The 12,713-nt window shown below is 65.2% G+C and carries 13 protein-coding genes; 9 read left to right on the top strand and 4 right to left on the bottom strand.

The features are described from left to right. Positions 1 to 15: 15 nt before the first annotated feature. The 4 genes from P5W98_RS07955 to P5W98_RS07940 all read left to right on the top strand — a co-directional run bounded on the left by P5W98_RS07955 (position 16) and on the right by P5W98_RS07940 (position 4,882). Complete coding sequence (locus tag P5W98_RS07955; protein WP_434718048.1) at positions 16 to 2,490, top strand: DNA polymerase III subunit gamma/tau; 2,475 nt, start codon at positions 16 to 18, stop codon at positions 2,488 to 2,490. Between the two features lie 84 nt (positions 2,491 to 2,574). Continuing rightward, the gene (locus P5W98_RS07950) at positions 2,575 to 2,901 is read left to right on the top strand and encodes a YbaB/EbfC family nucleoid-associated protein (protein ID WP_028204938.1); all 327 of its coding nucleotides are present in this window, start codon (positions 2,575 to 2,577) and stop codon (positions 2,899 to 2,901) included. Positions 2,902 to 2,999: 98 nt separating this feature from the next. After that, positions 3,000 to 3,596 carry a recombination mediator RecR gene (gene recR / locus P5W98_RS07945; RefSeq protein WP_421079536.1) on the top strand — a complete coding sequence of 199 codons (597 nt, stop codon included), beginning with the start codon at positions 3,000 to 3,002 and terminating at the stop codon, positions 3,594 to 3,596. Positions 3,597 to 3,628: 32 nt separating this feature from the next. Beyond that, entirely contained in the window at positions 3,629 to 4,882 is a 1,254-nt protein-coding gene (locus P5W98_RS07940) for a CaiB/BaiF CoA transferase family protein (RefSeq protein ID WP_421079535.1), read from the top strand. A gap of 87 nt (positions 4,883 to 4,969) precedes the next feature. Here the strand turns inward: P5W98_RS07940 and P5W98_RS07935 are convergent, their stop codons facing one another. Then, a complete protein-coding gene (locus tag P5W98_RS07935) occupies positions 4,970 to 5,941 on the bottom strand; it encodes an NADPH:quinone oxidoreductase family protein (RefSeq protein ID WP_421024063.1) in 972 nt (323 codons plus the stop codon). A gap of 298 nt (positions 5,942 to 6,239) precedes the next feature. On the opposite strand from P5W98_RS07935, the gene surE reads away from it, so the two are divergent. Genes surE through P5W98_RS07910 form a run of 5 tightly spaced genes read left to right on the top strand, consistent with a single transcriptional unit; the run spans position 6,240 to position 10,894 of the window. Beyond that, a complete protein-coding gene (surE, locus tag P5W98_RS07930; protein ID WP_421024062.1) occupies positions 6,240 to 7,001 on the top strand; it encodes a 5'/3'-nucleotidase SurE in 762 nt (253 codons plus the stop codon). Beyond that, positions 6,998 to 8,116 carry a protein-L-isoaspartate(D-aspartate) O-methyltransferase gene (locus P5W98_RS07925; RefSeq protein ID WP_434718047.1) on the top strand — a complete coding sequence of 373 codons (1,119 nt, stop codon included), beginning with the start codon at positions 6,998 to 7,000 and terminating at the stop codon, positions 8,114 to 8,116. Before surE ends, P5W98_RS07925 begins: the two co-directional genes overlap by 4 nt. 5 nt (positions 8,117 to 8,121) lie before the next feature. Beyond that, complete coding sequence (locus P5W98_RS07920) at positions 8,122 to 8,994, top strand: peptidoglycan DD-metalloendopeptidase family protein (RefSeq protein WP_434718046.1); 873 nt, start codon at positions 8,122 to 8,124, stop codon at positions 8,992 to 8,994. Between the two features lie 12 nt (positions 8,995 to 9,006). Then, positions 9,007 to 10,083, top strand: coding sequence for an RNA polymerase sigma factor RpoS (gene rpoS / locus P5W98_RS07915; protein ID WP_421079532.1), 1,077 nt, complete (start codon positions 9,007 to 9,009; stop codon positions 10,081 to 10,083). A 31-nt stretch (positions 10,084 to 10,114) separates the two neighbouring features. Then, positions 10,115 to 10,894, top strand: coding sequence for a 3'-5' exonuclease (locus P5W98_RS07910; protein WP_421024058.1), 780 nt, complete (start codon positions 10,115 to 10,117; stop codon positions 10,892 to 10,894). A gap of 40 nt (positions 10,895 to 10,934) precedes the next feature. Here P5W98_RS07910 and P5W98_RS07905 read toward each other — a convergent pair whose 3' ends face one another. The 3 genes from P5W98_RS07905 to P5W98_RS07895 form a co-directional block, all read right to left on the bottom strand. Further along, positions 10,935 to 11,834, bottom strand: a complete 900-nt coding sequence (locus tag P5W98_RS07905; RefSeq protein ID WP_434718045.1) for an endonuclease/exonuclease/phosphatase family protein — start codon at positions 11,832 to 11,834, stop codon at positions 10,935 to 10,937. A gap of 68 nt (positions 11,835 to 11,902) precedes the next feature. Beyond that, positions 11,903 to 12,268: a hypothetical protein gene (locus P5W98_RS07900; RefSeq protein ID WP_434718044.1), complete on the bottom strand. Its 366-nt coding sequence runs from the start codon at positions 12,266 to 12,268 to the stop codon at positions 11,903 to 11,905. 117 nt (positions 12,269 to 12,385) lie between these two features. Next, positions 12,386 to 12,592: a hypothetical protein gene (locus tag P5W98_RS07895; protein ID WP_434718043.1), complete on the bottom strand. Its 207-nt coding sequence runs from the start codon at positions 12,590 to 12,592 to the stop codon at positions 12,386 to 12,388. Positions 12,593 to 12,713 lie beyond the last annotated feature (121 nt).

The raw sequence follows: 12,713 nt of genomic DNA, 5'->3' as shown, positions 1-12,713 counted from the left end.
TGATACAATTTCCGGATGACCTATCAAGTTCTCGCACGCAAGTGGCGACCGAAGGATTTCGCTTCGCTCGTCGGACAGGAGCACGTGGTGCGCGCGCTCACGCATGCGCTCGACGGCGGGCGTCTGCATCACGCGTACCTCTTCACGGGCACGCGCGGCGTGGGCAAGACGACGCTCTCGCGCATCTTCGCCAAGGCGCTCAATTGCGAGACCGGCGTGACGTCGAAGCCCTGCGGCGTGTGTCGTGCGTGCCGGGAAATCGACGAGGGCCGCTTCGTCGATTATGTCGAGATGGACGCGGCGAGCAATCGCGGCGTCGACGAAATGGCGGCGCTGCTCGAGCGCGCGGTCTATGCGCCAGTGGATGCGCGCTTCAAGGTCTATATGATCGACGAAGTGCACATGCTCACGAACCACGCCTTCAACGCGATGCTCAAGACGCTGGAGGAGCCGCCGCCGCACGTCAAGTTCATCCTCGCGACCACCGACCCGCAGAAGATTCCGGTCACGGTGCTTTCGCGCTGTCTGCAGTTCAACTTGAAGCAGATGCCGGCCGCCAATATCGTCGAGCATCTCACGCATATTCTTGGCGAAGAGAGGGTCGAGTTCGAACCGCAAGCGCTGCGCCTGCTCGCGCGCGCTGCGGACGGCTCGATGCGCGACGCCCTCTCGCTCACTGACCAGGCTATTGCCTATTCGGCCAATCAGGTCACGGAAGAAGCCGTGCGCGGCATGCTCGGCGCGCTTGACCAGAGCTACCTGATTCGCCTGATCGACGCCCTGGTCGCTGGCGACGGTGCACAGGTACTCGCGATCGCCGACGAAATGTCGCTGCGCAGCCTGTCGTTTTCCACCGCGCTGCAAGATCTCGCGAGCTTGTTCCACCGTGTGGCGTGGGCGCAATTCGCGCCGGCGTCGGTGCTCGACGAATGGCCCGAGGCCGACGATCTGCGCCGCTTCGCCGACGTGCTGAGCGCGGAGCAGGTGCAGCTTTTCTATCAGATCGCGACGCTCGGGCGCAGCGAGCTCGGTCTTGCGCCAGACGAGTACGCGGGCTTCACCATGACGCTGCTGCGCATGCTTGCGTTCGAGCCCTCGGTGCGAGCGGGCAGTGCGGGCGGCGCGCCGGTTTCGAGGCCGGCCGCGGCAGGCGCAGGTGTGCGCGCGGCTGCGCAGACGGCAGCACAGACTGCAACTTCGGCTGCGGGCGTTGCGTCCGCCGAGCGCGCTGTTGCTCAGCCGAAGGTTGCCGCGCCGGCCAAGCCGGTCGCACCGCGTGCCGAACAGGAACAAGCTGAAGGCGCGAGTACGCCGCTTCGTGCCGCTTTGACGGTAGACGCGAAGCAGGGCGCACCATCGCCGGTTGTCGACGACGGACATGCAGCGCCAGCAGACGTGGAACCGATCGCAGACACGGCTGCAGCGAATGTCGTGGAGGCCGCCCCCGTTGCACAAGAGCGCGTCGTGCCGCCTTGGGAAGACGAGGCCACAGCCGCGTCGGGCGACGATGCAAAGCCCGAAGCGCAAGCCGGCGTGCAAACCGCGCCGGCGCCTGCTGTTGCGCCTGTCGCCGCAGAGCCGGCCGCGCCCGAGTCACAGCCTGGCACGCATGAGGCGCCGGCCGTAGCCGCATCGTCGCGTAGCGGCGCGAGCGCTGCACTAGACGTGCTGCGCAGCAAGGGCATGCGCGTGTCCACCGAGCGCGGCTCCCGGCCCGCGGCCCAGGCTGCAACGCCCGCGGCGCCTCCGAAGAGCGCCGCGCCGCGCGCGGAGGTGAAGGTGCCAACACCCGACCCCGCGCGTCGCGCTGCGGCCGCGCAGGAAGCGCAGGCGCGTCGGCCCGCGCGGGAATCGAGTCCGCGTCAGGACGCATCGGGCGCGCCGCCCTGGGACGACATCCCGCCTGACGATTACGTGCCGCTCAGCGCCGACGATGCTTATTCCTCGGCACCTGACGATAACTTCGCGCCTGCGTACGACAGCGAGTCCGCCGCGCCGCGAGCGGCCGCGCCTGCTGCGACTGCGGCCGCAGTGGTCGATGTCAGCAAGCTGCCTGTGGGCATTCCGCTCGACGCTATCGGTTTCGCGGGCGACTGGCCGGGGCTTGCCGCCACGCTGCCGCTCACGGGCATCTCGTATCAGCTTGCGTTCAACAGCGAACTCACCGCGCTCGAGGGCGGCGTGCTCAAGCTCAGCGTGCCGGTGCCGCAGTACGCCGACACCTCGCAGGTCGCCAAGCTCAAGACGGCGCTGGCCGAAACCCTCGGCAAGTCCGTGGAAGTCGACGTCACGGTCGGCCCCGCGCGCCGCACGGCGGCTGCGCTGGATGCCGCTGCGCGCGCCGAGCGCCAGCGCGACGCCGAGCGCGAGATCGGCGCCGATCCTTTCGTGCAGCAATTGATTCGCGACTTCGGCGCGAGCATCGTGCCGGGTTCGATCCGGCCGATCGCTCCGGAGGCCGCGACGGGCGGCAACCAGGCCGCCCATTGAATTGCGCGGCGCGGCGCCCCGGGCGTCGCGCGTGCGAACACATCATTTTTTACGAATCACACATGATCCAGAAGGAGCAGTGAAATGTTGAAAGGTCAACTCGCCGGGCTCATGAAGCAAGCGCAGCAGATGCAGGAAAACATGAAGAAGATGCAGGAGCAGCTTGCCCAGATCGAAGTCGAGGGTCAGGCAGGCGCCGGCCTGGTCAAGGTCACGATGACGTGCCGTAACGACGTGCGCCGTGTGTCGATCGATCCGAGCCTGCTCGCCGACGACAAGGACATGCTCGAAGACCTCGTCGCCGCCGCGTTCAACGACGCCGTGCGCAAGGCCGAAGCCACGTCGCAGGAAAAGATGGGCGGCATGACCGCGGGTCTGCCGCTGCCGCCGGGCTTCAAGATGCCGTTCTAACCCCAGGCGCGCCGCGCGGCCCGGTGGCTGCGCGCAGCCTGTGCGCGGTGGTTTTCCTGGCCGCCGCGCACGCTCATGCATTGCCACGCTGAATCCGCATGAAACAACCTTCCGCCCTGGCGGCGCTCGTCGAGGCGCTGCGCGTATTGCCCGGTGTCGGGCCGAAGTCGGCGCAGCGCATGGCTTATCACCTGATGCAGCACGACCGGGACGGCGCTGAAAAGCTCGGCCGCGCGCTGCTGTTCGCGACCGACCATCTGAAGCATTGCGAGAAGTGCAATACCTTCACCGAAGCTCAGATATGCGAAACGTGTCTCGACGATGAGCGCGACCCCACGCTCCTGTGCGTCGTGGAGACGCCCGCCGACCAGATCATGCTCGAGCAGACCATGACTTATCGCGGGCTGTATTTTGTGCTGATGGGCCATCTAAGTCCGCTGGACGGTATCGGTCCCAAGGAAATTCATTTCGACCGCCTCGTGAAGCGCGCCTCGGACGGCATCGTCAAGGAAGTTGTGCTCGCAACCAATTTCACCAACGAAGGCGAGGCAACCGCGCATTACCTCGGCCAGACGCTCAAGGCGCGAGGCCTCGCCGTCACGCGCCTCGCGCGTGGCGTGCCGGTGGGCGGCGAACTGGAATACGTCGACGCGGGCACCATTGCCCGCGCAATGCTCGACCGGCGCTCGATGTAGCGACGCGCCGGTTGCAGAACACAAGGAGTCTCATGAGGGCAGCCTCTTCCCCTGAATCCGCAGCGAAACCAGCCGGCCCGCTCGCAGGCGTGAAAGTGCTGGAGCTCGGCACGTTGATCGCAGGTCCGTTCGCCGCGCGCTTTCTTGGCGAATTCGGCGCCGAGGTCATCAAGATCGAGGACCCGAAGGGCGGCGACCCGCTGCGCAAGTGGCGCAAGCTCTATCCCGAAGTGGGCGGCACCTCGCTCTGGTGGGCGGTGCAGGCACGCAACAAGAAGTCGGTGACGATCAATCTCAAGGCCGAGGAAGGCAAGGAGATCGTGCGCCGGCTCGCAAAAGAAGCCGATATCGTCGTCGAGAACTTCCGGCCTCGCCTGCTCGAAAAGCTCGGTCTCGGCTACGACGTGCTCTCGAAGGAGAACCCCGGTCTCGTGATGGTGCGGCTCTCGGGTTATGGCCAGACCGGCCCGTATCGGGACCGTCCTGGATTCGGCGCGATTGCCGAGTCGATGGGCGGGCTGCGCCACATCACCGGCTATCCCGAGTTGCCGCCGCCGCGCATCGGCATTTCGATCGGCGACTCGATCGCGGCGCTGCACGGCGTGATCGGCGCAATGATGGCGCTTCATCATCGCAACGTGAACGGCGGCAGCGGCCAGATCGTGGACGTCGCGCTCTACGAGGCCGTATTCAACATGATGGAGAGCGTGGTGCCCGAGTACGGCGTGTACGGCATGGTGCGCGAGCGCACTGGCGCCTCGCTGCCGGGCATCGTGCCGTCAAACACCTATCCGTGCCGTGATGGCAGCATCGTGATCGGCGGCAACAGCGATCCGATCTTCAAGCGTCTCATGACGGCGATCGATCGCGACGACCTCGCCAACGATGCCGGCCTTGCGCACAACGACGGCCGTGTGCCGCGCACTGCGGAGATCGACGGCGCGATTGCAGAGTGGCTCGCGGCGCGCACCATCGACGAAGCGCTCGACGTGCTCAACGCTGCTGACGTGCCTGTGGGCCGCATCTACACGGTGGCTGACATGTTCGCCGATCCGCAGTTCGCCGCGCGCCAGATGATCCAGCAGTTCCGCTGGCAGAAGAAGGACGCGCAGGGGGGCGAGGGCGTCGATATCGCGCTGCCGGCGGTCACGCCCAAGCTCTCGGAGACACCGGGCGACACGCGCTGGCTCGGCCCCGAACTGGGTGAGCACACCGACGAAGTTTTGCGCTCGCTCGGTTATGACGCGGAGCGCATCGCACAGTTGCACGCGCAACAAATCGTCTAGCAGCGCGGTGACCGGGCCGGAAACCCAAAAAGGCTCGCGCGCTGCGAGCCTTTTTTATTCCTGCCGGGGTAACGCTCCGCGTGCCGCTCAGGGCTCGATCACGATCTTGCCCGTCACCTTGCGCGAGGCCATGTCCTTGAGTGCCTGCGCGGTGTCGGCGAGCGCATAACGCTTCGAGACATAGGGCTTGAGCTTGCCTTCGCCGATCCAGCCCACCATCTGCGCGAAGGCCGCTGCATTGCGCTGCGGCTCGCGGCGCGCAAAATCGCCCCAGAACACGCCGACGATGCTCGCACCCTTGAGCAGCGTGAGGTTCAGCGGCAGCTTCGGAATTTCGCCGTTGGCGAAGCCGACCACGAGATAGCGCCCGCGCCAGCCGATGCTGCGAAATGCCGGTTCGGCATAGACGCCGCCGACCGGGTCGTAGATCACGTCAGGACCCTTGCCGTCGGTGAGCGCCTTGATGCGCTCGCGCAGGTCCTCGGTGCTGTAGTTGATGGTGGCGTCGGCGCCGAAGCGGCGGCAGACCTCGAGCTTTTCGTCGCTCGATGCGGCGGCGATCACGCGCGCCCCCAGCGCCTTGCCGATCTCCACCGCAGCCAGGCCTACACCGCCGGCCGCGCCGAGCACGAGCATCGTTTCGTCGGCGCGCAGCGCGGCGCGGTCGACCACAGCGTGATGCGAAGTGCCGTAGGCGAGCGTGAAGGCAGCCGCAGTGGCGAAATCGGCGCCTTCAGGCAGTGGCACGCAGGCGGCGGCATCGGCAAGCACCTGCTCCGCGAACCCGCCGTTGCCGACATAGGCGACCACGCGCATGCCGGGTGCGAGCGTCACGCCCTCGCCGACGGCGCGCACGATGCCGGCGACTTCGGCGCCGGGCGTGAAGGGCAGCGGGGGCTTGACCTGATATTTGTTCTCGATGATCAGGACGTCCGGGAAATTGACGGCGGCCGCTTTCACGTCGATCACGACCTGGCCCGCGCCTGGCACGAGTTCAGGCAGGTCTTCGAGGGTGAGCGTTTCGGGCGGGCCGTACTGGTTGCAGCGGATTGCGCGCATCGTATCTCCTGTCTTCTGCCGTTCTGGCGGGGCTGTCATGGGTAAGGCTCAGCGCCACAGTGTACGGTAATCCTGGTGAATGCGAACGACCGTGCATTTATTCCTTGGGTCGGGTGATCGATCCGGTCCGTGCGCGGATAGAAAAGACCGCGCAACGGGCGCGAGAAGCGGGAGAAAAGCGAAGCGCGCAGGATTCCCTGCACGCGTTGGAATGCGCCACGAATTAGCCCCTGCGCAACGGCGTGGCGCACACCGGCCTGTCGTTCGCCTGCCTTCTTTCCTCGGTTACAATCGGCGGATGCGAATCCTGATCAGCAACGACGACGGTTATCTCGCCCCCGGCCTTGCCGCGCTCTACGAAGCGCTCAAGCCGCTCGGCGAGGTTACGGTAATGGCGCCCGAGCAGAACTGCAGCGCCGCTTCCAACTCGCTCACGCTGTGGCGCCCGCTTTCGGTGCTGCGCTCCGCGACTACGGGCTTCTATTACGTGAACGGCACGCCCACCGACTCCGTGCATATCGCGCTCACGGGCATGCTCGATCACAAGCCCGACTTGGTGGTGTCCGGTATCAACAACGGCCAGAACATGGGCGAGGACACGCTGTATTCGGGCACGGTCGCGGCCGCCACCGAAGGCATCATGTTCGGCATGCCGGCCATTGCGTTCTCGCTCGTCGACAAAGATTGGGCGCACCTCGACTCCGCCGCGCGCGTGGCGGCCGAAATCGTCGAGCATTATCTGGCGAATCCGCTGCCGGGCAGTCCGCTGCTCAACGTCAACATCCCCAATCTGCCATACGACGAACTCGGCGAATGGCGTGTCACGCGTCTGGGCAAACGCCATCCATCGCAGCCTGTGATCCGCCAGACCAATCCGCGCGGCGAACCGATCTACTGGATCGGCCCCTCGGGCAGCGCGCGCGACGCGAGCGAGGGCACGGACTTTCATGCGGTGTCGCACGGTCACGTGTCGATTACGCCGCTGCAACTCGACCTTACACACACGCAGATGTTGCCGGCGACGCACGATTGGGTGCGTCAGGGCGGCAGCGCTTCATGACGGGCGAGCGCACGAAGCGTTTCCCGCTCGGTCTCGCGGATCTCGTGCGCGAGCCGCGGCGTCATGACGGCCAGGATCGTCACGATGGGCGGCCGGGCGAGGCGCGTGCGCCGCTCGGGCGAACGAGCCAGCCAGGCGGCGTATCGAAGCAGGCAGTCAATCCGGCGGCCAAAGCCGCGCCTGCGAAAAGTGCCGGCGTCAAGGGCTTGGCGGGCGTGAAGAGCGCGCCTGGTTCGTCATCCACCGCGCACGGCATTCAACCCGCAAAAGCGCCCGGAGCATTGCATGCGGCAGCGTCGCCTGCGCGCAAGTCCGAGGTGCGCCGCAGCGAGCAGGCGCAGCGCCCCGCGGCGTTCTTTTCTGCGACTACATCCGCGGCCAGGAGCGCACAGGCACGGCCGGCAGCCAACGCGCGCCCGGGTGCGGCGCCCAGCTCGGGGGCGCCAGGTGTCGCGCTCAATGGCGCACACGCGCTGACTTCGGAACGGGTTCGCGAACGCATGGTCGAACGCCTGCGTGCGAATGGCATTGCCGACCCGCGTGTGCTCCAGGCAATTGCGGGTGTGCCGCGCCACATGTTCGTCGACCCCGGCCTCGCGACCCAAGCCTACGAAGATGCGGCTTTGCCGATTGGCCATCACCAGACCATTTCGAAGCCCTCGGTAGTCGCCCGCATGCTCGAACTCGCGGGCGCGGGCCGCAACCTCGAGCGCGTGCTCGAAATCGGCACCGGCTGCGGCTATCAGGCCGCGGTGCTGAGCCGGATTGCACGCGATGTGTATTCGATTGAACGCGTCAAGCCGTTATACGAACGCGCAAAAACGAACCTGCGCCCATTGCGCATCCCGAACATCCGCTTGCACTACGGCGACGGAAGGCTCGGTTTGCCGTCGGCGGGGCCGTTCGACGCGATCGTGATCGCCGCCGCCGGCTTCGAGGTGCCGCAGGCGCTGCTCGAACAACTCGCCATTGGCGGACGGCTCGTCGCGCCTGTCGCGGAGCAGGGCGAGACGACCCAGGTGCTCACGCTCGTCGAGCGTACGGGGCCTGCGCAGTGGCGGGAGTCGCGGCTTGATCGCGTTTTCTTTGTCCCTTTAAAATCCGGAGTGATTTGAAACCGATGAGTATGTTGCGCGCGATGCAAAGAAAACGCTTGAATATCGACCTGACCGCGGCCCGTAACGGTGCTTCGGTCATCGCGCTCTGCCTGCTGACGGCTTGCGCGACGCGCCTCGACAACGCACCTGTCGTTGACCGCACCGCGCCGCTCGGGACGGCGGGCGCACAGCCGGCGGTGCCGCTCGGGCCGCCTCCTCCGGGATACTACCGGGTGAAGCCGGGCGACACTCTCTATAGGATTGCGCTCGAAAACGGTCAGAACTACCGCGACGTTGCTACGTGGAACAATCTCACCAACCCGAACCAGATCGAGGTGGATCAATTGCTGCGCGTCGCGCCGCCGAATGGTGCGAGCAGCGCGCCGGGTGCCGTCGCTGCGCCGGCGCCGGGCGCACAGCCGGGCTCGTCTGCGATGCCGCCGATGTACGGTTCGGGCGTGGGCGCGCCGCCGCCCGTTGCTGCTGTGCCCCCGCAGGCAAGCGGCGGCGACGTGGCCGCGGCGCCCGGCAGCGTGTCGCTCGCGTGGCCGGTGCGTGGCCCGGTGCTCAACAGCTTCGACGATGCGAAGAACAAGGGCATCAATATCGGCGGTTCGGCTGGAGAGTCGATCAAGGCTGCCGGGGACGGCCGAGTGGTTTATGCCGGAAATGGGCTGCGCGGTTACGGCAATCTCATTATCATCAAGCATGACGCGACGTTTTTGACAGCGTACGCACACAACCGGGCTTTGATGGTAAAAGAAGGAGATGCGGTCACGAAGGGTCAGAAAATTGCCGAGATGGGTAATACCGATTCGGACCGCGTGATGCTGCATTTCGAAGTACGCCGTCAGGGCAAGCCCGTCGACCCTATGAAGTACTTGCCGCCGCAATAAAGCGAGCCGAATATGCCGAAATTGAAGCGCCGTCTGCAGCAGTCCGAGTCTGACAGTCAAGCCGCCCAGGTTTCGGTGGAGGACGGCGCTCGGCAGGGCGACGACGAAGAACTCGAGAACACACGCGAGCTCGACGAGCGCGAGTCCGGCTCTGAAGAGGGCGGCCGCGAGAGTGAAGAAGTAGCGGAAGCGCCGCCCGATGCGGACGATTTTCGCGCGATGCTGCAGGCCGAACTCACGGCCGACACCATCCAGCATTATCTGAACCGGATCAGTGTTAAGCCGCTGCTCACCGTCGAGGAAGAGCAGCGCTACTCGCGTCTTGCCAAGGCCGGCGAATTCGAGGCTCGACAGGTCATGATCGAGCGCAATCTGCGTCTCGTCGTCAGCATTGCGAAGGGCTATCTGAACCGTGGCGTGCCGCTGCTCGACTTGATCGAAGAGGGCAACCTCGGCCTGATGCACGCGATCGAGAAGTTCGATCCGACGCGCGGCTTCCGCTTTTCGACTTACGCCACCTGGTGGATCCGCCAGAGCATCGAGCGCGCGATCATGAACCAGGCGCGCACGGTGCGCCTGCCGGTGCATGTGATTCGCGAGCTCAATCAGGTGCTACGCGCGAAGCGCCATCTGGAGAAGAATTCGCTGAACGCCGATTCGGCGTCCGACCGGCGCGACGCGAGCATCGACGACATCGCCTATCTCACGGGCAAGACCACCGAGGAAGTCACCGACATCCTCGCGCTCAACGAACACACCGCTTCGCTCGATGCGCCGCTCGACCTGGATCCGGCAAGCAGCCTGCTCGATCTGCTCTCGGACGACCAGAGCCAGTCGCCCGACGCTGAGGTGCAGCATCGCGAGCTCGAGACGCTCACGCGCGCCTGGCTCGGCCGGCTCTCGGACAAGCATCGCCATGTCATCGAGCGGCGCTTTGGACTGAACCATATCGAGCCCGCCACGCTCGAAGAGCTGGCCGACGAAATGGGCCTCACCCGCGAGCGTGTGCGGCAAATCCAGCAAGAAGCGCTGGTGCGCCTCAAGCGCTTTTTCGCTTCGAACGGCGTGCGCAAGGACGCTGTTCTATAAAGTCTCGCAGTCCACCTCGCAGTTAACCCGAATGACAGTTCCTGTACTTGTATTCGACATCGAGACGATTCCCGATGTCGACGGCATTCGCCGCCTCGAAGATCTGCCCGCTTCGCTCACCGACGCCGAAGTGGCCGAGCACGCGTTCGCTGCGCGCCGCGAGAAAACCGGCAGCGATTTCCTGCCGCATCATCTGCAGCGCGTGGCCGCGATTTCGTGCGTGTTCCGCGACGGCCAGGGCTTTCGCGTGCGCTCGCTCGGTACGCCCGAAGACGGCGAAGCAAAGCTGATCGATTCGTTCTATCGCACCATCGAAAAGTACACGCCGCAACTCGTGTCGTGGAACGGCGGCGGCTTCGACCTGCCGGTGCTGCACTATCGGGCACTGGTGCACGGCATCCGCGCGGTGCGCTACTGGGAAATGGGCGAAGAAGACCGCGACTTCAAGTGGAACAACTACATCAGCCGCTACCACTCACGTCACACCGACCTGATGGACCTGCTCGCTCTGTATCAGCCGCGCGCCAACGCGCCGCTCGATGCGCTTGCGAAACTGTGCGGCTTTCCGGGGAAGCTCGGGATGGACGGCGGCCAGGTGTGGACGTCGTTTCAGCAGGGGCGCATCGAGGAAATCCGCAACTACTGCGAGACCGACGTGGTCAACACGTATTTGCTCTATTGCCGCTTCCAGATGATGCGCGGCGGCTTCACCGAGCGCGAATACGACGACGAAATCCTGTTCGTGAAGCAATCGCTCGCGGCCGAGCCCGCGGCGCACTGGCAGGAATATCTGGAAGCGTTCGGCCAGTGAGCGCCGGGGCCTGGTGGGTCTACCTGGTCAGCCCACTGGGTCAGTCCAGCTCGAGCACGATGGGCTGATGATCGGATGCTTCGATGGCGCCGTCGATCTCACAGTGCTTTAGGCGCCCGCGCAAATCCTCGGTGACGAACACGAAGTCGCAGGCGAGCGGCCCGTCGGACCATTGCACGGTGTCGAAGACGCCCGCTGTGGGCGGTGGCGTCGCGCCGGGATGCAGCGACATCCAGGCATCGACGAATGCCGGACTGCCGGCAAGCGGCTCGAGCATGCGTGTGTAAGCGGCGCTGCCGAAAGCGCTGTTGAAATCTCCACAGACAATTGCACTCACTGGTCGCGCGGTACGAGCGAACGGTCCTGCGGCGTTTTCGGCGGGGGCGGGGTGTGCCGCGTGGGCGGCGGCTTCCTGCTGCAGTTGCCGAAGCGCATCGACCTGTGCAAGCCGCTGGCGCGTGGAATAGAACTCCAGATGTGTCACGAGCACGCGCAATGCGCCGCCTGACGACGTAGCGCCGGACACATCGAGCACCGCTTCGAGCGCGACGCGCTGCATCGACGGCGCGGCAGGATCGACGGGCCAGGGCAGCAGATGGCGGAACACCTGGGCGACGGGCAGGCGTGTGGCGATCGCATTGCCGAACTGCCGGCGCGGTGCGGGCCCCGTGCCTGGCGCAGTGGCCGGAATGACGCTCAAATCGGCACTCAGATCGGCACCGATTGCCTCGATTACTGTGAAGCCGGGTAGAAGCGTTGCCAGTTCGGCGAATTGATCGTTGCCAGGACCGCCGGGCAGCGCGTGAAAGCCTCGCGTGATTTCCTGCAGACACAGGATGTCGAAGTCGGCGAGGCGGCGGGCTTCGCGCACCGTGCGCGCGAGATCCACGACGCCTGATGCGTCGCGCCCCCACTGCACGTTCCAGCTAACGAGTTTCATGACGGGCTCCGGTTCACGCATCATTGAATGGCCGAGTCGCCAGACTCCGAGGAGTGGCCGCGAGCGGGTTATCGGCGCATGACCGCGTAATCGGATGAATGATAGGCCACTGCGGGCCCGGCTGCCGCGCGTACCAGGGCCAGGTCGCATTTCCCGCGCGCGGTAGCCGATATGACGCGCTGCTTGAAGCACACGGCAAAGGGCACGTTCCCGTAGTCGCCGAGCGCATACTGGTAGCACTCGTTGCCATTTTCGCCAAATATGCGATCGGGTGGCCCGATGCGCTTGGTAACCTCGGTTTGCGTCATGCCACGCATGACGGAGGAAATCGTTACGTCAGGTGCGGGCGTCGGCAAGGTGCAGGCGCTCGCGCCGAGGACAGTTGTGACGAGCATCGCATAAAGCAGTTTGTTCATTTCAAACCAGAAGATCATGATGGGTGCGCTATCTGTACGCTCCCGGTGAGAAATTTCCTATCGGATTCGTCTCAATTCAACGTGCCAAGGAATCCAAAGCATCGCGTCCACGTGCGGGGCCGTTTACTCGGCCACTCAATCGAATACGAAGCGGACGACGAGATAAATGAGGCCGATCATCAGGAGCGGGCTGCCTAACATGACTGCGCCGACCGCATACGAGCGGCGCCGTGCGATGGCGCGACGAGGCGGCACTCCCAGAAAAGGAGCGAGTGATACAACCGCAGTGCAAAGCATGACCAGCGGGATCGCAAAGCCATGATCGGAGAGGAGTATGTCCATGATGTCGGGTCTCGGGCGCTGGCCTCATATGGCACATCGCGAGAAACATCGTACTGACCGGTGCCGGCGCCGGATATCGGATTAATTTGAAAGCGCGCGAGTGCGCATACCGGCGTGAGCG

Origin of the sequence: Paraburkholderia sp. A1BS-2L, from assembly GCF_051125205.1 — a bacterium.
Taxonomy (GTDB): domain Bacteria; phylum Pseudomonadota; class Gammaproteobacteria; order Burkholderiales; family Burkholderiaceae; genus Paraburkholderia.
Note: the sequence above shows the minus strand (reverse complement) of the source record. Positions and strands in the feature narration are given on the sequence as shown.